The organism is Dactylosporangium sp. NPDC050688 (assembly GCF_040654515.1).
Classification (GTDB): domain Bacteria; phylum Actinomycetota; class Actinomycetes; order Mycobacteriales; family Micromonosporaceae; genus Dactylosporangium.
In genome coordinates this window covers 38817-60019 of sequence record NZ_JBFAIC010000029.1, presented here as the reverse complement: position 1 = coordinate 60019, position 21203 = coordinate 38817, and the positions used below count along the sequence as shown (strand labels likewise).

Genomic DNA, 21203 nt, shown 5'->3' with positions numbered 1-21203 from the left:
CGTCTCGGCGATCCTTAAGGGTTCGCTGGCGTAGCGTACACGAGCTGCACTTTTGCCGGATACTTCGCAGCCAGCAGGCGAGCGGCCTCGACGTTCGTCGGCGCAGCCGGATCTCCGAAGGCTACCGGCAAGGGCTGTCCGGCCCGCACCGCGGGGCGGTTCGGATGCTCCGTGTCCACCACGAGCAGGCTCGCCGCCGGGTCGTGCAGGAAGAACCGCACGGTCACGGGGCTGTTCGCCACCAAACGATCCAGGTCGTCCATCGTGGCGCCCTTGCCGCCCGGGTACAGCACGTCCGACCAGCCGGGGAAGTGCCGGTACTGGCCCTGCAGGGCACCGGCACAGAGCGTGGCCGCCCAGTTGCGCCACGGGCGGCCCATGAGGTTGACGTTCACCGCACCGCCGCCGTCGGGGAACATCCTGGCCATCAGCAGCGCGTCGCGGGCCGCCTCCGGAGCGCCACGGTCCCGGCCGAGCGCCAGCTGCACCCCGGGCGCGACCGGCGTCGTGTGCCACTCGCCGCCGGCCACCAGCATGAACAGCGCGACCGGCACCGCGACCGCGGCGCTCAACTTGAACCGGAAGCGGGCCAGCCCGCCGAGCGCGCACAGCGCGACCACGATCAGCAGGTGCAGCAGCTTGTCGAAGTAGTAGACCGGACGGCCGATGGTCGCGATCTGGTACGCACCGAGCCCGACGGCCATGATCCCGGCCGTGGCGAGCGCGAACCCGGCCGCCCGCAGCCGGGGGCTTCTCCTGGTGGCCAGCACGCCCACCGCGGCCAGCGCGACGAGCAGCACGGTCGCCGGCCGGTCCACGACCCTGGCGGTGCCGTTGAGCAGCAGCTGGCTGTCGCTGGAGGCCGCGGCGGCGGTCAGCGGGCCGATCGCGGCGAGGCCACCGGCGGCCACCGCGCAGACCCACGCCCACCAGTGCCGCCACAGCCGCGCCCGGACCGCCCACAGCGCGGCGACGATCCCGGCGTAGGGCAGGAACAGCGCGTAGTTGAACGAGACCGCGACCAGCAGCAGCGCCACGGTCGCCGTCTGCTCGCCGAGGCGGGTCAGCGGCCGGGCCACCAGCGCGGTCAGCACCGCGGCGCAGGCCAGGCCGGCCAGCTCGTTCGGGTACCCGCGGGACAGCACGGTCACCGGGTCGCCGAGGACCAGCCAGGCGGCGACGAGCCCCAGCACCGGCAGCAGCCGGGCGGTGCCGGCGCCGGGTCCGGCGATGCGGCGCGCCGCCCACAGCACGGCGAGGGCGAGCAGCAGGTACGTGCCGATGACCAGCCACATCATCACGTCGACGGCGGTTGCGGGCGCGGCGTTGTGCCCCGAGGAGCGCACGAACCGGTCCAGCACCGCGTAGCTGAAGTGCGCGCCCTGCGGGTAGTTGGCGATGCCGGCCAGCTGCTCGTCCGGCACGTACGGGCGCAGCGCCTCCGGGCGCAGGAACAGGTAGCCGCCGGTCCGGCCGATCACGTCGAACAGCAGGAAGTGGCGGGTGATGTCCTCCCCGGCGAGGGGCAGGCCGAGCCGGCCGCCGAGATCGCGCGCGACGTACGGCACGAGCGCCACCACCGACACCCCGGCGACCGCGATGCCGAGGAGTGCGTCTTTACGCATCCGGGGCATTTGCGGCACCCGTCCGGTGGCGGCGGCGACCAGCACCAGCACCGTCAGCGCGACGCCCGCCAGCAGCGTCGGGTGCAGGTGGCCGGGCCACAGCGTGACCGCGAGCCCGAAGACGCAGGCCGCGCCGAAGAGCTGGGCGGCGGCCACCACGACCCGGTCGGCCAGGGTGACCCCGCCGCGCTGGATCGCCACGGTGCCCGCGAGCACCAGCAACGGCAGGAGGAAGTCCAGCCGCAGCGGATGCGTCGCCAGCGGGATGAGCCAGGCGAGGACCAGCGCCACCGCCGTCTTCCGGATCACCAACACGCTCCGTATCGATCGGGGCCACCGGCGATGCAACGTCGCCGCCGGGACGTGACGATATCGCGTTGTCCAGGTACCGTGCAGAAGGCTTCCGGGGCCGGCCTTCATGACGGAAGGTGATTGCCGAGTACGGGGAGTGGCGGGGAGTTGGCGAAAGGCGTGGCGCGGCGAAAGGGTCGCGGCCGGCGGGATCCACTGTGGGCGCGGATCCTCGTGATCGCCGGTGCCCTACTCATGATCGTCTCTGGCACGACATTCGTGCTGAAGGATGCGGTCTTCGGGTATGCGACGCGCAGCGTCAACAAGGAAAACCTGCTCGGCACCGAGGGTGAGAAGCACGCCACGGTCAGCGGCGCCAAGAACATTTTGCTCATCGGCATCGACCCGCGGCCCAACCAGGACCCGACCGAGGCCATCCGCTCCGACTCGATCCTGATCCTGCACATCCCCGCCAGCCACGACATGGCGTTCCTGATCTCCATCCCGCGGGACACCTGGGTCTCGATCCCGAAGTACAGCAACGGCAAGCGCACCTACAACGGCGGCAAAAACAAGATCAACGGTGCCTTCGCCGAGGGCGGCTACGGCCTGACCGGCAAGGACCAGCGCAAGCACGGCACGACGCTGCTCGCCGCCACGATCAAGCAGAACTGGGGCATCACGTTCGACGCGGCCGCGATCGTCGACTTCGTCGGCTTCCAGGAGGTCGTGCGGGTCCTCGGCGGCGTCGACATGTACGTCGACCAGCGCACCGTCTCGGTGCACATCGGCCACGACGCCAAGGGCAACACGAAGGTCCCCTTCGAGCAGCGCGACGACCCCAACGGCGGCACCATCCTCATCCCGATCAAGGGCGTCACCCCGAAGGTGTACGAGGTCGGCTATCAGCACCTGGCCGCCTGGGAGGCGCTCGACTTCGTCCGCCAGCGCGAGACGCTGCCCAAGAGCGACTACGACCGCCAGCGCCACCAGCAGCAGTTCATCAAGGCGCTGCTGAAGAAGATCGCCAGCAAGGAGGTGCTGGGCTCGCCCAGCACCCTCAACAAGGTCCTCGAGGTCATCGGCCGCGCCATGACCATCGACACGGGCAAGATCGGCCTGGACGACTGGATCTTCGCGATGCGTGGCATCGACGGCGACCGCATGCTGACGCTCAAGACCAACGACGGCGGCTTCCACGCCTCCCCGGAGAACCCGGGCGCGGAGGCGCTCGACCAGACGACGCTGGATCTGCTGAGCGCCGTGCGGACGAAGACGGTGCCGACGTTCGTCGCCGCCAACCCGGGGATCGTCAGCTCCAGCGGCTGAACGTTTCACCGGTGCGTTCGGTGACGCTTCGCAGACTCGGGCGCACGGGGTTCATCCGGCGAATCGGGCACAACCGAACATTGACCGGCGTTTGTTTCGTGGCGTGTTGTGCACCGGCGTACGCGACAGCCCGAAGGTGCCATTCCTTCGGGCTGTCGCGCAATGCGTTGCCGCGGTGGCTACTCCACGACGGTGGTGAGCTCCTCGCGCAGGGTACGCAGTGCGCCCGCGAGCAGCCGGGACACGTGCATCTGGGAGATACCGAGCTGGGCGGCGATCTGCGACTGGGTCAGGTTGCCGTGGAAGCGCATCGCGATGATCTTCTGCTCGCGCTCCGGCAGCTTCGCCAGGATCGGGCGCAGCGCCTCGCGGTTCTCCACGTTGGCCAGGTCGGGGTCCTCGCCGCCGAGCAGGTCACCGAGGCCGGTGGCGCCCGGGTCGGCGTTGTCGCCGGCGGGCGCGTCCAGCGACAGCGCCCGGTAGGCCTGGCCGCAGTCGAGGCCCTCGATGATGTCCTCCTCGCTGACGCCGAGGCGGGTGGCGAGGTCGGCGACCGTGGGGGAGCGGCCGAGGTCCTGGGCGAGGTCGCCGGAGACCTTGGAGATCTCCAGCCGCAGCTCCTGCAGGCGGCGGGGTACCCGCACGTCCCAGCCCTTGTCGCGGAAGTGCCGCTTGAGCTCCCCGACGATCATCGGGATGGCGTAGCTGGTGAACGCGGCGCCGCGGGTCGGGTCGTAACCGTCGACGGACTTGATGAGGCCAAGGTTGGCGACCTGGACGAGGTCGTCGAACTGCTCGCCGCGGTTGCGGAAGCGGCGGGCCAGGTACTCGGCCAGCGGGATGTACAGCTCGATGAGCCGGGCCCGGACGCGGTCGCGGTCGGCGCCGGCGGGCAGGTCGGCGAGCAGGGACAGCAGGGCCTTGGCCTGCGCGTCGTTGGCCCTGCTGCTGGTCTCGGTCGGGGTCTCGTGGCTCCTGGCGATGGCGCGGCTGACGTCCTGCGACGTCGGGGCGGTGACAGGAGCGGAGGCAGAGACAGAGATCGTCATCGGGAGGGACCCTTCTGGTGCGGGTGACCGGAGCTGCGGTGACGGCACGGTGCTGAGAGCCGTGCGGGAAGGGGTTTCGTCACCGTGCCGGGCTGGCGCTGCGCGCTCTGAACCGGCGCCGGTCGGGAATCGCTCTCGGCACCCGTTGTTTGAGTGCCGGTGCAAGACCTGCGAGGTCAGCCGGAGGGCCGGTTCCGCCGCTGCTGGACGGAAGCCCTAAATCGTCCGTTCGGACGAGGCGACCGAGCCTGACTGTACTAGAGCGATGCGCCAAATGCGAGATGAGCGCTCCCGCGAGGTGACGGCGGCCCGGTTCTATCACCAAGAGTGTATGTGTTCAATACGCTGCGTATCTGTAAGGAATGGTTGTGGATTTCAATTCGGTAGTCGATCGGGTCCGTATGCCGATACCGGGGCTGCGTTTTCGCAGCGCGCAGGCTACCGTCTCATCCGTGGCGTGCACCTGATTCAACATTGATCCGTGAGGTGCGGATCGGGGTGTCGTCGCTAAGGAGTTACACGTGGCATCAGGCACGGTGAAGTGGTTCAACTCGGAGAAGGGCTACGGCTTCATCTCGCAGGACAACGGTGGACCCGATGTGTTCGCGCACTACTCGGCGATCCAGGCCACCGGCTACCGCGAGCTGACCGAGGGTCAGAAGGTCGAGTTCGAGATCACTCAGGGCCAGAAGGGGCCTCAGGCCGACAACATCCGTCCGGTCTGACACACCCCCAGTCGTAGGCCGAGACCCGCTTCACGGCCGAAGGAGTAGCAAGCCCCCGTCCGGAGCTTTCCGGCGGGGGCTTTGCGGTGCTGTAGGCCCGCTCGGGGGCTGCCCGTTGCGGGTGCGCGCTTCACGCCAGCGCGGCGGGGCGGGCGTACACCTCGGGCGTGCACGACTCGGCGTAGGCGTGCCGGATCATCCGCAGCGCCCAGCTCATCCGGGTCGACGCCGTCTCAGGGTGGTCACCGAACTCGGTGGCGACCGTCGCGACGCAGCCCTGCTCGCCGATGCGCCGCAGGGTCGTCGTCACGGCGGCACGGACGTCGGCGTCCGCTGCGCCTTGCGACATCTGCAACATGGAGGCGAAGAGTGCTTCGGCGCGGACCGCTTCGAACGTGGACTCCATGATGTACCTCCTGCTAGTTGCTCCCTGCTGTGGTCCAGCTAACTCCTGGCCGGGTGCCGGTACGACGGGTGTTCGGTTGCTAAACGGTGAGCCCGAACGTCTCGAGTAGGCCGGTCAGCTCCAGCAGCCGGTGCACGGCAGGACTGGTGCCGGTGATGCGCAGGTCGCCGTCCACGTCGGCGTGAGCAGCGACCAGCACCTGAATACCGGTCGAGTCCATGAAGGGCACGCCGGTGAGGTCAAGATCGACCCGCGAGGGCGCGTACGCGTGGATGGCGTCGCGCAGCGACTCGATGAGCGTGGGCGCACTGGTCATGTCGAGCTCGCCGGTGGCGGTCACCATGACCGAGCCGTCGGCGGCGGGAGAGGCCATCGCGGCGAATGCGGTCACAGCTGCTTCACCACCCTCAACAACAGGTCGTCCCCGCCGACGTCGACGGTGTCGGCGAGGGCCGACACCACCCGCAGGGAAGGCTGCGACGGAAGGAGCGCGTCAGGAGCGTCCGGGGGTGACGTGACTTCGATCACGCACGCCTCCTCATCAACAGTGGCGCGGACCTGGAAGGCGACGCCAACCCGCACGTGGGTGATCACGTTCGCCCACGTCTCCGAGACGATCAGGCCGATGTCGGTGCGCTTCTGCTCGTCCACGCCGAGGCCGGCGAGCGCGCCGTCCAGGACGTGCCTGAGGGTGCTCATACGATCGAGATCGCGTGGCAGGTCGACGGTCAGGCGCAGGTCCACACCTGATGTCTTACCGCGTGACGGAGATCGGAAACGCGTCGCAGGTCAACCGGCGTACGCGAACTCGCGGGCGGCCAGGTCCTGGTACGCGGCCTCCACCGTCTGCAGGGCCCAGCTCATCCGGGAGGCGGCGGTCTCGGGGTGCTCGCCGAACTCGCCGGCGACCCGCGAGGCGCAGCCCTTGACGCCGAACCGGCGCAGCGTCGAGGTCACCGCGGCGCGGACCTGCGCCGGCGACGGCGCCTGCGAAGCCTGCAGGGCGGAGGCGAACAGCGCCTCGGCGCGGACCGTGTCGAACGTGCTCTTCATGTCAACCCCCCGGCTGGTGTGCTTCCTGACACCAATCAGAGTTCTGCCGGGATGGTGCGGGTCGGTCCGCCGCACGGTTGCCGGAAGGTAGCGTGTCGACTACGGACAGATACTTGCCCTGGACGGCTTGACGAGCTACGGTCAAGCCAGTCCCGCGGAAGTCGGCAGTCTGTCGCCCGGGGACCACCTTTCTCAAACGCGTGTCACGCCCTCTCGCAGGAAGCCAAGATCACACGCGTTTCGGCCAGTGTCCTCAGGGACATAAGCCATTTCCCACGCCAGTCCCGAGGAGGACGCCCATGGCCCCAACCGAAGTGTTGGATCGAAACGCCAAGCAGAGTCACCCGGCGAAGCCTCGCCGCACCAGATCTTCGCAGCGCAACCGGGACCATAGCCGCCCCGGCAACCAGCCTCAGCCCCCGGAGTCGGGCGAGGCCCGCGATATCGCCGGAATCGCCGACATCCACCGCGACAAGATGGTCCTGCGGGTCGACAGCTACAGCCCCGGCCCCGACGACGTCACCATCCCCGCCGCCATGGTCCGGCGGTACGGGCTGCGCCACGGCGACGCGATCACCGGCAGCGCCAACGGATCGACCCTCACCCGGCTGGACACCGTGCACGGCAACGACCCCGAGTGGGCCCGCAACCGGCCGGAGTTCAGCAAGCTCACCGCGCTGTTCCCGCAGGAGCGGCTGCGCCTGGAGACCGGGCCGCGGCAGCTCACCAACCGGCTCATCGACCTGGTCATGCCGATCGGCAAGGGCCAGCGCGCACTCATCGTCTCCCCGCCCAAGGCCGGCAAGACGATGGTCCTGCAGTCGATCGCCAACGCGATCGCGCAGAACAACCCCGAGGTCCACATCATGGTCCTGCTCATCGACGAGCGACCCGAAGAGGTCACCGAGATGCAGCGGTCCATCCAGGGCGAGGTCATCGCCTCGACCTTCGACCGGCCGCCGTCGGAGCACACCGGCATCGCGGAGCTCGCCATCGAGCGCGCCAAGCGGCTCGTCGAGCTCGGCCACGACGTGGTCCTGCTGCTCGACTCCATCACCCGGCTCGGCCGGGCCTACAACAACTCCGCCCCCGCCTCCGGCCGCATCCTGACCGGCGGCATCGACGCCAACGCGCTCTACCCGCCGAAGCGCCTGCTCGGCGCCGCCCGCAACATCGAAAACGGCGGGTCGCTCACCATCATCGCCTCGGCCCTCGTCGAGACCGGCTCCACCGGCGACACGGTCATCTTCGAGGAGTTCAAGGGCACCGGCAACGCCGAGCTCAAGCTCGACCGCAAGCTCGCCGACCGCCGCGTCTTCCCGGCGATCGACATCGACGCCTCCAGCACCCGCCGCGACGACGTCATCCTGCACCCCGACGAGCTGCTCGCCGTCTCGCGCCTCCGCAAGGCGCTGGCCGCCAGCAACCAGTCGGCGACCGAGCAGCTGCTGGACCGGCTGGCGAAGACCCAGTCCAACGCCGAGTTCCTGACCCTGCTCCTGCGCGGCAACGCGAGCTGACCGCTCGGGTCGCTGCTCAGCTCGTCGCCTTGAGCGGCCGACCGTCTGCTCGTCACCTTGAGCGGGCGCCGGGCGTGAGGCGTACCAGCGCCTCGTCGGCGGAAAGGACGCCCAGGGCTGAGGCGTACGCCATGTCACGGCCCCACGACGCGATGTCGGCCGGGGCCAGGTCGGCCACGCCCTCGACCGTGCTCAAGTGCTCCCGCAGCGCCAGCCAGCTCTCCGTCGCGGCCACCCCCTCCGGGGTGGTCTGGTCGGCCCAGCCGAAGTCGACCACGAAGTACTGCGCCAGATAGACCGCGGCGGCGCCGATGATGGCGCCGGTGACCTGGTCGGGCACCTTGGCGCTGAGCTCGCTGTCCACCCACCACCAGGTCACGAACATCAGCACCGCCGGCACGATCGCGCTGAGCAGCAGCGCGCGCCGCGTCGTCGAGGAAAGGCGCGGCCGGCACAGCCCGCGCGTCCGCGCCTCCTCCACCACGGCCTGGTAGAACGTGCGCCGCCAGCTGCGCGCCTCCGTCCAGCTGTCGAAGGCCAGGCGGGTCAGCGTCGTCTCGCCGTTGACCGACAGGCGGTGCACCCGGTCCAGGATCTGCTGCTCATAAGGCGTCAGGCTGCGCCCGTCACCCTTGCGCAGCCGGGCCGTCGTCTGCGCCGGCGCGTCACCGGTCTCCCGCAGCTCCAGGAACCCCCGCGCCGCCAGGTCCAGCAGGGTGCTGTCGATCGCGTCCTCGTCGGATCGCCACCGGTTGACCATCAGGCTGACCACCGCCGGCGGCTCTTGCCCCGGCAGGTCCGAACGGGTCGGGCCGGGCTCGGGCAGCCGGGGACGGGAGCGCCACAGGCTCACCGCCACCGCGGCGACCCAGACGGCCAGCGCGACGGGCACGCTGAACTCAAGGAACGGAGGCCAGTCCACGACGGTCCTTCCCACGGGGGATGGGGAGACTTCGAGGAATTACTGTAGCGGCTCCGCGACGACCACCTTGCCGACCATATGTCCGCCTTCGACCATTTCGTGGGCTCGGGTCAGCGTCGCCGCGTCGATCGGCGACAACTGGGTCGTGAGCGTCGAGCGGACCGTGCCCGCGTCGACGAGCCCCGCGACCCGGTCCAGCAGGTCATGCTGGGCGATCATGTCCGGCGTCTGGAACAACGGCCGGGTGAACATCAGCTCCCAGTGGAAGCTGATGCTCTTCGCCTTCAACGGCAACAGGTCCAGCCCTTCCGGCTCGTCGATCGCGGTGATCGCGCCACCCGGCCGCAGGATCTGCGCGAACCGCTCGATCCGCCCCGGCGCGCCCGTGCTCGGCGAGAAGATGTAATCCACCCCTTCGGGGAGGTCGTCGTGGCCTACGACGTCGTGCGCACCAAGATCCAGCACCCACTTGCGAGACTCGTCACGTGACGCGGACCCGACCACCGTCAGCCCCGTCAACGCCCTCGCCAGCTGGATCATTATCGACCCGACCCCGCCGGCGGCCCCCAGCACCAGCAGCGTCCCCGTCGACCCGGCGTCCAACCGGAACCGGTCGAACAGCGTCTCCCACGCCGTGATCGTCGTCAGCGGCAGCGCCGCCGCGGCCGCGAAGTCCAGCGACCGCGGCTTGTGCCCGACGATCCGCTCGTCGACCAGGTGCAGCTGTGAGTTGCTGCCCGGCCGGTCGATGCTGCCCGCGTAGTACACCTCGTCACCCGGCGCGAACAGGCTCACCTCGCTGCCCACCGCGACCACCACCCCGGCCGCGTCCCAGCCCAGCACCTTGTCCCCGCCGCCGTGGCGCACCTTGTAGTCGACCGGGTTCACCGAGACGGCGTGCACCCGTACCAGCAGATCCCGCGCACCTGGAACGGGCACGGGCAGCTCGACGTCCCGCAACCCCTCGGCCGTGCTGATGACGGCCTGCATCTTCGTGTCCATGCCACCGACGCTATCCAGCACGCCCTAGTTACCCACAAGGGTGATGAGTTTCCATTGGGTACTGTTGGGCGCGTGCCCGACGACGTCTACGCGGCCTGCTGCCCCTGCCGCGACATGCTCGACCTGCTCGCGAACAAGTGGAGCGCGCTCGCCCTCGGCGCCCTGGAGGACGGCCCGCAGCGCTTCGGCAGCCTGCGCAGCCGCCTGCAGGGCATCAGCCCAAAGGTCCTGACCGTCACCCTGCGCAAGCTCGAGGAGCACGGCCTCGTCACCCGCAAGGTGTTCGCCGAGGTGCCGCTGCGGGTCGAGTACGACCTGACCCCCCTCGGCCGCGACGCCTGCGCCCCCCTGGCCCACCTGCGCACCTGGGTCGAGTCCAACATCCACCGCTTCCCGGCGGCAGCATGATCATCCCGCTGCTGCCCGAGCTCACCCTGGACCTCGCCGACGAGGACGCGGGCCTGTTCGACGCGACTGGCGGGGAGTACCGCAGCGACGCGCCCCCGCCCTTCTGGTCCTTCGCCTGGCCCGGCGGCATGGCCCTCGGCCGCTTCCTGCTCGACCAGCCGCTGTACGTCGCCGGCCGCTCCGTCATGGACCTGGGCGCCGGCTCCGGCCTCGTCGGCATCGCCGCCGCCCGGGCCGGCGCCTGCACCGTCACCGCCGTCGACACCGACCCGGCGGCGCTGGAGGCGTGCGCCCGCAACGCCCGAGCCAACGGCGTCGACCTCGTCACCTCGACCGTCCCGGTCCCCGCCGAGGTCATCGTCGCCGGCGACGTGTTCTACAGCGGCCCCGTCGCGGAGCGCGTGCTGGGCTTCCTGCGCCGCAGCGGCGCCGAGGTCCTCGTCGGCGACCCGGGCCGCGGCTATCTGCCGACCCGGCTGTTCGAGGCCCTGGCCACGTACGAGGTCCCGGTCCGCGTCAAACTCGAAGACCAGTGCGCGATGCGCACCACCATCTGGCGCCTACGCTGAGTAACGCCACGCCGCCGTGATTTCCGAACGAGAAACGCCGGCGGCCCTTGCAGGCCGCCAGCGTTCGTGTCGAGGATGTTCTCGTCCCTTACTTTTTGTTGAGCCCGTCGAGGCCCTTGTCCAGACCAGCCCGGCGGAGCGCGTCGGCGAGGGCGCTGTTCTGCAGGCCGCCGCTGTCGCGCTGGCGGCCGCCGCCGCGCGAGTCACCGCCGCGGCCGCCCTGACCGCCGCCCTGACCGCCGCCCTGGCCGCCACGCTGACCGCCGCCACCAGCGCCGTCCGAGCCGCCCGAGCCGCTGCGCGGCCCGCCGCCACCCGCGCCGGCCGAGCCACTGCGCGGCCCACCGCCACCCGAGCCACTGCGCGGCCCACCGCCACCCGAGCCACTGCGCGGCCCACCGCCGTGCCCGCCGCCCTGGCCGCCGCGCCCGCCCGGCCCCCGGCCGCCACCGCCACCAGCACCACGCGCCCCACCGCCCGAGCCCGAGCCGGCGCCTGAGCCCGCAGGAGCGCCCGACAGCTGGGCCTCGTCGTCCAGCCGCAGCGTCAGCGAGATCCGCTTGCGCGGGATGTCGACGTCGAGGACCTTGACCCGCACGATGTCGCCCGGCTTGACCACCTCGCGGGGGTCCTTCACGAAGGTGTAGGACAGCGCCGACACGTGCACCAGGCCGTCCTGGTGCACGCCGACGTCGACGAACGCGCCGAAGGCGGCCACGTTGGTGACCACGCCCTCCAGGAGCATGCCGGGGGCGAGGTCGGAGATCTTCTCGATGCCGTCGGCGAAGGTGGCGGTCTTGAAGGCGGGTCGCGGGTCGCGGCCCGGCTTCTCGAGCTCCTTCAGGATGTCGGTCACCGTGGGAAGGCCGAAGGTGTCGTCCACGAAGTCGGCCGGCTTCAGCTTCGCCAGGGCGGTGCCGTTGCCGATCAGCGACTTCACGTCGGTGCCGGTCGCCGAGAGGATGCGCCGGACCACCGGGTACGCCTCGGGGTGCACGCTGGACGTGTCCAGCGGGTCGTCGCCGTCGCGGATGCGCAGGAAGCCGGCGCACTGCTCGAACGCCTTCGGGCCGAGGCGGGCCACGTCCTTGAGGGCCTTGCGCGACCGGAACGGGCCGTGCGCGTCGCGGTGCGCGACGATCGCCTCGGCGAGGCTGCCACCGATGCCCGACACGCGGGTCAGCAGCGGCGCCGACGCGGTGTTGACGTCGACGCCGACGCCGTTGACGCAGTCCTCGACCACCGCGTCCAGCGAGCGGGACAGCTTCGACTCGGACAGGTCGTGCTGGTACTGCCCGACGCCGATGGACTTCGGGTCGATCTTCACCAGCTCGGCGAGGGGGTCCTGCAGGCGCCGGGCGATGGAGACGGCGCCGCGCAGCGACACGTCCATGCCGGGCAGTTCCTGGGCGGCGAACGCGGAGGCCGAGTACACCGACGCGCCCGCCTCGGAGACCATCACCTTGGTGACGTTGAGCTGCGGGTAGTGCTTGATCAGGTCGGCCGCGAGCTTGTCGGTCTCGCGCGAGGCGGTGCCGTTGCCGATCGAGATGAGCTCGACGTCGTGCTTCTGGCACAGGGCGGCGAGGATCGCGATGGACTCGTTCCACTTGTTCTGCGGCACGTGCGGGTAGATCGTGTGCGTGTCGACGACCTTGCCGGTGGCGTCGACGACGGCGACCTTCACGCCGGTGCGGAAGCCCGGGTCGAGCCCCATCGTGGCGCGGGTGCCGGCCGGGGCGGCCAGCAGCAGGTCGCGCAGGTTGGCGGCGAAGACCCGCACCGCCTCCTCCTCGGCCGCCTGCCACAGCCGCATCCGCAGGTCGATGCCGAGGTGCACGAGGATGCGGGTGCGCCACGCCCACCGGACGGTGTCGTTGAGCCACTTGTCGGCGGGCCGGCCCTCGTCGCGGATGCCGAACTTGGCGGCGATCGTCGGCTCGTACAGCGACGGCGCGTCGGGATCCTGGGTGGGCTCCAGCACCAGGTCCAGCATCTCCTCCTTCTCGCCGCGGAACATGGCGAGGATCCGGTGGGAGGGCAGCTTGGTGAAGGGCTCGCTGAAGTCGAAGTAGTCGGAGAACTTCGCCCCGTCGGACTCCTTGCCGTCGCGCATCCTCGACACCAGCCGACCCTGCGCCCACATCCTCTCGCGCAGCTCACCGATGAGGTCGGCGTCCTCGGAGAAGCGCTCGACCAGGATCGCCCGCGCCCCGTCGAGGGCCGCGGCGGCGTCGTTGACGCCCTTCGCCGCGTCGACGAACACCGCGGCGGCGGACAGCGGCTCGACCGCCGGGTCGGCGAGCAGCCCGTCGGCGAGCGGCTCCAGGCCGGCCTCGCGGGCGATCATCGCCTTGGTGCGGCGCTTCGGCTTGTACGGCAGGTAGATGTCTTCGAGCCGGGCCTTGGAGTCGGCGGCCATGATCTGCGCCAGGAGGGCGTCGTCGAGCTTGCCCTGGGTGCGGATCGACTCGATGATCGCGGTCCGGCGCTCCTCCATCTCCCGCAGGTACCGCAGGCGCTCCTCCAGGGTGCGCAGCTGGGTGTCGTCGAGCATCTCGGTCGCTTCTTTGCGGTACCGGGCGATGAAGGGCACGGTCGCGCCGCCGTCGAGCAGCTCGACCGCCGCGGTCACCTGCCGCTCCCTGACGCCGAGCTCCTCGGCGATCCGCTGCTGAATGGAGGTCGTCACGATCCTGCATTCTGCCCCACACCCCACGCCCACCGCGAAGGCACGCGAGGCCCAGTCCGAAGCGGCGGAGAAAAGTCACCGGGGCGCGGGGACCGAGCGTAGTTTGACCATGAGCCCAACGTGACCTGGAAAAACCTGCGAGGAAAGCGTTATTGACCTCGCTGCCCTCCGTCTCCTGAATAGTTCGACAGGAGGATGCGGATGGGCACGGCGACGGTGATCGCGGCGCGGGACGGGGATCAGAGGGCGCTCGACGCGCTGGTCGCCGAGTACCTGCCGCTGATCTACAACATCGTCGGGCGGGCGCTGCAGGGGCACGCCGACGTCGACGACGTGGTGCAGGAGACCATGCTGCGCATCGTCGACGGCCTGCCGCGACTGCGCGAGGCCGACAGCTTCCGGTCATGGGCCGTCGCCATCGCGATGCACCAGGTCAGGGACCGGCACCGCCGGCAGACCCAGGCACCGTTGGTCGGCGACTGGGCCGACCCGACCGACACCGCAGACCCGGGCGCCGACTTCGCCGACCTCGCGATCACCCGGCTGCGCCTGTCCGGGCAGCGGCAGGAGGTCGCCGAGGCGACCCGGTGGCTCGACCACGACGACCGGGAGCTGCTGTCGCTGTGGTGGCTGGAGGCCGCCGGCCAGCTGGAGCGCGATGAGGTCGTCGACGCGCTGCGCATCACCAAGCAGCACGCGGCGGTGCGGATCCAGCGGATGAAGGCGCAGCTCGACGCGGCCCGCGCGGTGGTGCGGGCGCTGGCCGCGCGCCCCCGCTGCCCCGAACTGCAGGCCATCGTCACCAGCTGGGACGGCCGTCCGAGCGCTCTGTGGCGCAAGCGGCTGGCCCGGCACACCCGGGAGTGCCAGCGCTGCGACCGGGCCTGGATGGACCTGGTCGCCGCGGAGCGGCTGCTTGCCGGGATCTCGCTGGTACCGGTGCCGTTCGTGTTCAGCGCCGCGGCCGTGAAGACGGGGGCGCTGACCGCGGGTGGCGGCGGAGGGCTGAAGGCGCTCATCGCCGGATGGTTCGCGGCGTCCAAGCCGGCCCTGGCGGGGGTCGCCGCGACCGTAGCGATCGCCGGGGCGGCCGGCGCCGTGTACGTGACCGCGCAGGGCGAGCAGCAGCCGGTGGTGCAGGCGCAGCCGACCACCCAGCCAGCCGCGCAGCCCAGCCTCAGTGGCGCACCCAGCAGCAGTGCACCGCCGTCCAGCGCGGCACCGAGCAGGACCACCAGCGCGCCCGCGGCGCTGCCCGCGGCGGTGAAAAGCCCGAAGAAGGGGGTCAGCACCAACGGCAAGGTGAACTTCAACCAGGCGGCCGTCAAGGACATGAAGGCCGGCTGGTACTACAACTGGTCGCCGAGCCCGAGCTTCGGCGCGACCAGCGGGGTCGAGTTCGTGCCGATGGTGTGGGGCACCGCGAACGTCGACGCCGACGTGGCCAAGGCCAAGGCCAACGGCAAGGTGCTGCTCGGGTTCAACGAGCCGGACCTCAAGGAACAGTCGAACATGAGCCCGGAGCAGGTCCTCGACCTTTGGCCGAAGCTGCAGGCGTCCGGCCTGCGCCTGGGCAGCCCGTCGGTCGCGTACGGCGGCGACACCCCCGGCGGCTGGCTCGACCGGTTCATGAGCGGGGCGAAGTCGCGCGGCTACCGGGTCGACTTCATCGCGCTGCACTGGTACGGCGGCGACTTCGGCCCCGACGCGCCCAACCAGCTCAAGCGCTACCTGCAGAACGTGTACAACCGGTACAAGCTGCCCATCTGGCTGACCGAGTACGCATTGATGCGGTTTGACAACGGCACTGTCTATCCGAGCGTGGACCAGCAGGTCAGCTTCGTGAAGAGCTCGACGGTGATGCTCGAGGGTCTGTCCTTTGTGGAGCGGTACGCGTGGTTCATCCTGTACAGCTCCAAGGCGGGCGACACCGGCCTCTACAGCAACGGCACCACTCCGACCGGGGTCGGTGCCGCCTATCGCGCAGCAGGAGGATGATCATGGATGCGAGGTCGGGTGGCGCCGCCACACTGCTCGGTGCGCTCAACGACGCCTGTGAGGATTTCCAGCGGTACGGCCAGCAGGTGGCCGCCACGCACGGCCCCATCCACTGGGAGCTGATCGGCCGGATCGGGCCGGGCGAGGCGCCGTTCGCGCTCGTCGGGGTGGTGCTGCGCTACGACAGGACCACCGTCGACCTGGGTGTCGACCTATGGGTGCGGGAGGGCGCGTTCGAGGTCAGCGGCTACGGCACCGTCGACGGCCGGCGCCTGCTGGTCGACCTGCCCGACGTGCTGACCAGTGATCTCGACGAGGCGATCGACGTGCTGCGGGAGTACACCCGCCGGCTGTGCTCCTACCGCAACGTGCTCGACGACGTGGCGTAACGGCCGGCTGCGGCGGCGCACCTGCGCGGCGAGGGCGAGCAGCCCGACCGCCGTGGTCGCCGCGCCGCAGACGACGAACGTGGCCGCCGCCCCGACGGCCTGCACCAGTGGCGCGCCCAGCAGCGTGCCCAGCGGCGTGGCCACGACCAGCACGGCCCCGCGGGCGGCGAGCACCGGCGGCAGCCGCCCGGCCGGCACCGTGCGCTGGAACAGCGCCATGCTGGTCGTCGGGTACGGGGCCCACGCGAGCCCGGCCAGCACGAGGGTGACCAAGTGCGCCCACAGCGGCAGTGGCAGCCCGAGCGGCATGACCAGCAGGCCGAAGCCGATCACCACGCCCATCATGGTCGGCCACAGCGGCAGCCGGCGCAGATGGCCGGTGACGATCGCGCCGACGACCGCGCCGGCCCCGAACGCCGTGTACACCAGCCCGATCTCGTTCACGGACGACACGAACAGCGGCATCGCCACCGGCAGCGGGCCGAACAGCAGGAAGAACCAGAAGGTCAGCACCATCGGCCCGCGCAGGCGCGGATCGTGGCGGATCGCCGCGAGGCCCTCGCTGCGCTCGTCGGCCGGCGCGGTGGTCGGCGTCTCGGCCTTGATCTGCAGAAACGATACGGCGAGCACGGCGAACGTGGCGGCGTCGACGGCCAGGGCCGCCGGCGCGCCGAGGACCGCGATCAGCAGGCCCGCGATTGCCGGCCCGGCCACCGTCGAGGCCTCGGTGATGACCGTGAGCAGCGCGTTCGCCGGCAGGTGCAGCGGCGCGGGCAGGACCTGGGCGATGACGGTGTACCGGCCGGCCGACCCCCACGCCGACAGCAGCGCGGACAGGGCGAGCAGCAGCACGTACCGCACGATCGACAGGCCGCCGCAGGACGCCAGCAGCGCGATCGCGCCCAGGAACACCGCCCGAAGGGCGCCGTCCCACGCGACGAGCTGCGCCGCGCCGTGGTTGCGCAGCAGCCGCCCGAACGCGATCGCGCCGACGGCGCCGGGCAGCGCGTACGCGGCGATGGCCAGCCCGACCCACAGCCCGCGCGCGCCCGGCGGCGCCAGCTGCAGTGCCAGCCACCCGACGGCGACCGAGCTCATCCCGTCGCCCAGCGCCGACAGCACCAGCCCCGGCAGGACCCGGTTGAACACCGGGTGGCGGATGACCGGTCCATAGGGAGACATCGAATTGATTCTCACCTATGTGCTGGGCATCCTCCAAGGCCGTCCCGGAACCGCGCCTACACGCCGCCGGGGCGCAGCCGGGGCAGGCGGGTGTCGACGTCCGGCACCGAGTAGCCCAGCGCCCGCAGCCGGCTCGACACCTCCTCGATCGGCTTGCGGATCTTCTGCGCCGCGGCGAGGAGGTGGTTGAGCGGCACCGGCTGGCCCGCGTCCAGCCACGGCCGGGAGCCGTCCAGGTCCGTGCTGGCCAGCAGCAGGTCGTTGGGCTTCACCGAGTCGACCTGGATGCTGCTGAGATCGACGTCGACGTTGTACCCCAGCGTCTCCAGCCGCGCGGCGATCTCGTGCACCGGCCGCCGTACCCGCCGCGCCGCCTGCAACAGGTGCGGCAGCGGCACCTGCTCGTCCAGGTCCAGCCAGGGCTGCGACCCGTCCAGGTCCCGGCTGGTGATCAGCAGATCGTCGGGCTCCACCTGGTCCAGCGACGGGCCGCTGTGCAGGCTCACCGCGTAGCCGAGGAACGTCAGCCGGGCCGCGATGTCGTGCACGCTGCGCCGGGTCCGCTGCGCCGCCCGCAGGATGCGGATCGTCGGCACCGGCTTCATCGGGTCCAGCCACGGGTCGGAGCCGTCGAGGTCCTCGCTGGTGATGGTCAGGTCGTCGGGCTCCAGGTGGTCGATCAGGATCGCCTCGGGGTCGACGTCGACCCGGTACCCGCACGCCGCGAGCCGCGCCGCCACGTCACCGACCTCGCGCCCGGTCGCCTCCGCCGCCCGCAGCAGGTGGATCAGCGGCACCGGCCGCGACGAGTCCAGCCACGGCTGCGAGCTGTCCAGGTCCCGGCTGGCCAGCTGCAGATCCTCCGGCTCCAGCTTCACCACCTCCAGCGCGTCCAGGTTGCCGCCCAGCGTGAAGCCGAAGCTGCGCAGCCGCGCCGCCACCTCCGCCACCGGCCGGCCGGTCCGCTCCGCGGCGCGCAGCACGTGCACCGGCGCCACCTCCTCCAGCAGGTCCAGCCACGGCGACGTGCTGTCCAGGTCCCGGGAGATCAGGACCAGGTCGTCGGACTCGACGGTCAGCGCCTCCCAGCCGTGCTCGAGCGGGTACCCCAGCAGCGCCAGCCGCGCCGCGGTCTCGTCGGCCGGCAGGTCCACCTTGTGCGCGGCGCGCAGCACATGCAGCCGCGTCACCGGCTCCCGCGGGTCCAGCCACGGGTGCGACCCGTCGAGGTCCCGGCTGGCGATCGTCAAATCTTTCGGCCCGAACTGCTCGATCGGCAGCATGTCCACGTCGACGTCCACGTCGAAGCCCAGCTGCCGCAGCCGGGCGACGATCTCCTGGATCGGCCGGCCCGTCTTGTGTGCCGCCCGCAGCAGGTGTACGAGGTGCACCGGCTGATCCGGGTGCATCCACGGCCGGGTGCCGTCCACGTCGCGGCTGGTGAACACCAGGTCGTCGGGGTCGACGCCGACCTGCGCGGCGCCCACCGACGGCTCGTAGCCGAGCTGGTCGAGGCGGGCCGCGACCTCCGGCGCGCTCCGGCCGGTCTTGCGCGCGGCGCGCACCAGGTGCACCAGCGGCACGATGTCGACCGGGTCCAGCCACGGGCCGGTGCCGTCGACGTCCACGCTGAGCAGCAGCGCGTCCGACGGCCGGGACCGCAGCGCCCGCTTCCAGTCCGCGCCCGGCTTGAGTACCTTGCGGTAGCGCCCGCCGGCGGCCAGGGCGGTCAGCCGCCACTCGACCAGCTCGTCCGGCCCGCCGACCGGCCCGTCGTTGGCCACGAAGCAGCCGGTGACCGCCGCGTCGACAGTCTCGCCGTCCATGTCCCACTTGCCGTGGCCGCGCTCGATCGCCTGCTCGAAGATGAGGTCCGCGACCAGCGGCCGGATCGGCGCCAGGCGGCACAGCCACTCGTAGCCGAGCAGCGTGGTGCTGGGTGCGGTGAGTGCGGGCACCGCCTCCCACAGCAGCCGGTCGACGTCGTCCTCCCGGTACGCGAGGATCTTCGTCCGGTCGACCGACAGCCGCGGCGCGAGGTCCCGGTTGAGGTTGACCACCGCGCCGAAGATCTCCTTGCCGGCGTAGAGCCCGTCGGCGAGCAGCGCGCCGGTGCCCTTGCACCACCACACCCGCGACCCCTCGGCCGCGACCACCCCGGCGCCGACGCCCTCTTCGTCCTCGTCCTCGTCGTCGTCCACCGCCGTTGCCGCATCCGACAACTGCCCGGGTGCCCACTGCTGGGTCTCCACGCCGTCGGTCGCGTCGGTGCTGAACTCGGCCACCCACAGCAGCTTGCGCAGCTCCTCGACCGACGCGACGGTCACGCCGTCGCGCAGGTGCAGCCGCACCGTCGTGCCCGACTCGGTGCCCGGCCCCAGGTCCTGGATGCGGAACAGGCTGCCCGGCCCCGCGATCGACACCCGCAGCCGCTCACCCGCCTGCCCGTCGCGGCCCATCCGGCACGTCTCGACCGTCAGCTCGTCGGCGAGCATGAAGTAGCTCAGCACGCCGATGCCGAACCGGCTGTTGGGGAACAGCTGCACCGGCGGGTCGAGCCGGGCCCACTCCGCCTGCTCCTCCAGGAACTCCGGCAGGTCGGCGAGGCGCACCCCGGCCTGCGAGAACACCTCGCTCAGCTCCCGCACACCCATGCCGATGCCGTTGTCCACGCAGTCCAGGTACGGCCGGCCCGACTCGTCGACCCCTTGCACGAAGCGGATCCGGCCGTCCCACTGCAGCGTCTCGCCGGTGGTCCGGGTCAGGTACTCCGTGCGCGCCTCGCGGTAGCGGCACGCGTCCAGGGCGTTCTGGTACAGCTCGCGGATCGCGAGGGCCGGATCGCCGTACAGCTGCTCACCCATCAGCAGCTCGCGCACCCGGTCCTCGGCCAGCCGGAACCGCACCCCCGCCGACTGGTACGCCGGGACGCCGTCGACGACCGCCGGGCGCACCTCGTCGGTGGCCGCACGGTTCGGCAGGTGGCGCAGCGCGACGAGGGAGTCGTCCCGGGCGGCCGCCCGCTGCGCCTCGGCGAGCAGCTGGTTCAGCGTCTCGATGTGGACGCGCAGCGCCACCTCGATCGAAGGATGCGCGCAGTCGGCGTTGAGCACGAGCGTGGCGCCGCGCAGGTCCCAGCGGGCCGCGTGCACCGTGTCGATGACCTGACGGGGCGTGACCGGGTCGCCGATGCCGAGGTGCTCGCCGATGACCTCCGGCAGCACCGTCGCCTCGACCGCCAGCCAGCGGGCGATCGTCAGCAGGAACGCGACCAGCCGCTCCCGCGTGCCGTGCCGGTCCTGCGACACCAGCGACTCCGGCCGGTCGTGCCGGTTGAGGAACGCGGGGTCGGCGCGGATCGCCCGCAGCAGCTCGGCCAGGCGCTTCTGCGGCTCGTCGTCCAGGGCGGTCCTCAGGTCCTGCGTCTGCCCCTCCGGCCCGCGGATCAGCGCCTCGATCGTCGAGGGCTGGTACGCCGCCGGCCGCCGGCCGATCCACCGGTGCAGCAGCCACCAGCCCAGCTCCGCGGCGGCCTCCCGGCGGCCTGCCCGGATCGCGGCGAGCGCGCGGCGGTGCGGCTGGGCGTACGTCTGGGCGAACCGCTCGAACGCGGCCCGGTCGCTGGAGGCGTCCTGCGACGGCTCGAGGTCACCCGGCTGCACCCCGCGCTCGGCCGCGGCGATGCCCGCCCACAGCGCGTCGTGCAGGAACGGCGCCGTCACCAGCAGCGCCGCCTCGGCCCCGCTGAACCGCACGTCGTCCGGCAGGAACCCGATCAGGCTCGCCACCTGCGCCGACATCCGCCGCGCGAAGTCCGCGTCCTGCCACGGGTCGGCCGGCTCGGCGGCGAGTGTGGCCGCCGCTCTCGCCCGGGCCTCGGCGAGCTGGCGCACGAGCGTCACCGCGCGGTCGCGATGTGCCGCACCGTCGGTCACCCGGCCCCACACCGTGTGCTGTGCCGCGAACGTTTCCCAGCCGTCAGGAGCCATGCGGGAGAACTTACCGGCCGATGGCAACGGACCGCTCCTGTTGGGGCCGAACGG

At 71.3% G+C, this 21203-nt stretch carries 17 protein-coding genes; 6 read left to right on the top strand and 11 right to left on the bottom strand.

Translation table 11 applies throughout. The annotated features are described in order from the left end of the window. Nucleotides 1-14: 14 nt before the first annotated feature. Entirely contained in the window at nucleotides 15-1934 is a 1920-nt protein-coding gene (locus tag AB0H83_RS26000) for a hypothetical protein (RefSeq protein ID WP_360098767.1), read from the bottom strand. 237 nt (nucleotides 1935-2171) lie between these two features. Between AB0H83_RS26000 and AB0H83_RS25995 the strand changes: the two genes are divergently transcribed. Then, nucleotides 2172-3245, top strand: coding sequence for an LCP family protein (locus tag AB0H83_RS25995; RefSeq protein WP_360098765.1), 1074 nt, complete (start codon nucleotides 2172-2174; stop codon nucleotides 3243-3245). A 179-nt stretch (nucleotides 3246-3424) separates the two neighbouring features. On the opposite strand, the gene AB0H83_RS25990 is transcribed toward AB0H83_RS25995, so the two are convergent. Continuing rightward, nucleotides 3425-4294 (bottom strand): RNA polymerase sigma factor SigF, encoded by an 870-nt coding sequence (locus AB0H83_RS25990; protein WP_360098763.1) that lies wholly within the window; start codon nucleotides 4292-4294, stop codon nucleotides 3425-3427. A gap of 521 nt (nucleotides 4295-4815) precedes the next feature. On the opposite strand from AB0H83_RS25990, the gene AB0H83_RS25985 reads away from it, so the two are divergent. Beyond that, complete coding sequence (locus AB0H83_RS25985; RefSeq protein WP_033363591.1) at nucleotides 4816-5019, top strand: cold-shock protein; 204 nt, start codon at nucleotides 4816-4818, stop codon at nucleotides 5017-5019. 130 nt (nucleotides 5020-5149) lie between these two features. On the opposite strand, the gene AB0H83_RS25980 is transcribed toward AB0H83_RS25985, so the two are convergent. From AB0H83_RS25980 to AB0H83_RS25965, 4 genes are all read right to left on the bottom strand, one after another. Further along, the gene (locus AB0H83_RS25980) at nucleotides 5150-5425 is read right to left on the bottom strand and encodes a hypothetical protein (protein ID WP_360098760.1); all 276 of its coding nucleotides are present in this window, start codon (nucleotides 5423-5425) and stop codon (nucleotides 5150-5152) included. A gap of 79 nt (nucleotides 5426-5504) precedes the next feature. After that, nucleotides 5505-5816 carry an STAS domain-containing protein gene (locus AB0H83_RS25975; RefSeq protein WP_360098758.1) on the bottom strand — a complete coding sequence of 104 codons (312 nt, stop codon included), beginning with the start codon at nucleotides 5814-5816 and terminating at the stop codon, nucleotides 5505-5507. Beyond that, nucleotides 5813-6169, bottom strand: coding sequence for an ATP-binding protein (locus AB0H83_RS25970; RefSeq protein WP_360098756.1), 357 nt, complete (start codon nucleotides 6167-6169; stop codon nucleotides 5813-5815). The genes AB0H83_RS25975 and AB0H83_RS25970 overlap by 4 nt, the downstream gene beginning before the upstream one ends. 45 nt (nucleotides 6170-6214) lie before the next feature. Next, a complete protein-coding gene (locus tag AB0H83_RS25965) occupies nucleotides 6215-6478 on the bottom strand; it encodes a hypothetical protein (RefSeq protein ID WP_360098754.1) in 264 nt (87 codons plus the stop codon). A gap of 299 nt (nucleotides 6479-6777) precedes the next feature. Between AB0H83_RS25965 and rho the strand changes: the two genes are divergently transcribed. Beyond that, a complete protein-coding gene (gene rho / locus AB0H83_RS25960; RefSeq protein WP_360098752.1) occupies nucleotides 6778-7998 on the top strand; it encodes a transcription termination factor Rho in 1221 nt (406 codons plus the stop codon). Between the two features lie 52 nt (nucleotides 7999-8050). Here the strand turns inward: rho and AB0H83_RS25955 are convergent, their stop codons facing one another. Then, entirely contained in the window at nucleotides 8051-8920 is an 870-nt protein-coding gene (locus AB0H83_RS25955) for a hypothetical protein (RefSeq protein WP_360098750.1), read from the bottom strand. Nucleotides 8921-8959: 39 nt separating this feature from the next. Further along, nucleotides 8960-9922: a zinc-binding alcohol dehydrogenase family protein gene (locus tag AB0H83_RS25950; RefSeq protein ID WP_360098748.1), complete on the bottom strand. Its 963-nt coding sequence runs from the start codon at nucleotides 9920-9922 to the stop codon at nucleotides 8960-8962. A 72-nt stretch (nucleotides 9923-9994) separates the two neighbouring features. Here AB0H83_RS25950 and AB0H83_RS25945 point away from each other — a divergent pair, with 72 nt between their 5' ends. Together AB0H83_RS25945 and AB0H83_RS25940 are read left to right on the top strand one after the other, a co-directional pair. Further along, on the top strand, nucleotides 9995-10330 hold the full coding sequence (locus tag AB0H83_RS25945; RefSeq protein ID WP_360098746.1) for a helix-turn-helix domain-containing protein: 336 nt from the start codon (nucleotides 9995-9997) through the stop codon (nucleotides 10328-10330). After that, the gene (locus tag AB0H83_RS25940) at nucleotides 10327-10899 is read left to right on the top strand and encodes a 50S ribosomal protein L11 methyltransferase (RefSeq protein WP_360098744.1); all 573 of its coding nucleotides are present in this window, start codon (nucleotides 10327-10329) and stop codon (nucleotides 10897-10899) included. The genes AB0H83_RS25945 and AB0H83_RS25940 overlap by 4 nt, the downstream gene beginning before the upstream one ends. 88 nt (nucleotides 10900-10987) lie before the next feature. Here the strand turns inward: AB0H83_RS25940 and AB0H83_RS25935 are convergent, their stop codons facing one another. Next, the gene (locus AB0H83_RS25935) at nucleotides 10988-13591 is read right to left on the bottom strand and encodes a Tex family protein (protein WP_360098742.1); all 2604 of its coding nucleotides are present in this window, start codon (nucleotides 13589-13591) and stop codon (nucleotides 10988-10990) included. 201 nt (nucleotides 13592-13792) lie between these two features. Between AB0H83_RS25935 and AB0H83_RS25930 the strand changes: the two genes are divergently transcribed. After that, nucleotides 13793-15589, top strand: a complete 1797-nt coding sequence (locus AB0H83_RS25930) for a sigma-70 family RNA polymerase sigma factor (protein ID WP_360098740.1) — start codon at nucleotides 13793-13795, stop codon at nucleotides 15587-15589. A gap of 212 nt (nucleotides 15590-15801) precedes the next feature. Here the strand turns inward: AB0H83_RS25930 and AB0H83_RS25925 are convergent, their stop codons facing one another. Both AB0H83_RS25925 and AB0H83_RS25920 read right to left on the bottom strand, forming a co-directional pair. Further along, complete coding sequence (locus AB0H83_RS25925; protein ID WP_360098738.1) at nucleotides 15802-17160, bottom strand: MFS transporter; 1359 nt, start codon at nucleotides 17158-17160, stop codon at nucleotides 15802-15804. A 56-nt stretch (nucleotides 17161-17216) separates the two neighbouring features. After that, nucleotides 17217-21149, bottom strand: a complete 3933-nt coding sequence (locus AB0H83_RS25920) for a hypothetical protein (RefSeq protein ID WP_360098736.1) — start codon at nucleotides 21147-21149, stop codon at nucleotides 17217-17219. Nucleotides 21150-21203 lie beyond the last annotated feature (54 nt).

Excerpts from the sequence above, each read along its gene's own strand:
- AB0H83_RS25995 (WP_360098765.1), top strand. The coding sequence starts at position 2,172 with ATGATCGTCTCTGGCACGACATTCGTGCTGAAGGATGCGGTCTTCGGG.
- AB0H83_RS25990 (WP_360098763.1), bottom strand. The coding sequence starts at position 4,294 with ATGACGATCTCTGTCTCTGCCTCCGCTCCTGTCACCGCCCCGACGTCG.
- AB0H83_RS25980 (WP_360098760.1), bottom strand. The coding sequence starts at position 5,425 with ATGGAGTCCACGTTCGAAGCGGTCCGCGCCGAAGCACTCTTCGCCTCC.
- AB0H83_RS25965 (WP_360098754.1), bottom strand. The coding sequence starts at position 6,478 with ATGAAGAGCACGTTCGACACGGTCCGCGCCGAGGCGCTGTTCGCCTCC.
- rho (WP_360098752.1), top strand. The coding sequence starts at position 6,778 with ATGGCCCCAACCGAAGTGTTGGATCGAAACGCCAAGCAGAGTCACCCG.
- AB0H83_RS25950 (WP_360098748.1), bottom strand. The coding sequence starts at position 9,922 with ATGGACACGAAGATGCAGGCCGTCATCAGCACGGCCGAGGGGTTGCGG.
- AB0H83_RS25940 (WP_360098744.1), top strand. The coding sequence starts at position 10,327 with ATGATCATCCCGCTGCTGCCCGAGCTCACCCTGGACCTCGCCGACGAG.
- AB0H83_RS25930 (WP_360098740.1), top strand. The coding sequence starts at position 13,793 with ATGGGCACGGCGACGGTGATCGCGGCGCGGGACGGGGATCAGAGGGCG.
- AB0H83_RS25925 (WP_360098738.1), bottom strand. The coding sequence starts at position 17,160 with ATGTCTCCCTATGGACCGGTCATCCGCCACCCGGTGTTCAACCGGGTC.
- AB0H83_RS25920 (WP_360098736.1), bottom strand. The coding sequence starts at position 21,149 with ATGGCTCCTGACGGCTGGGAAACGTTCGCGGCACAGCACACGGTGTGG.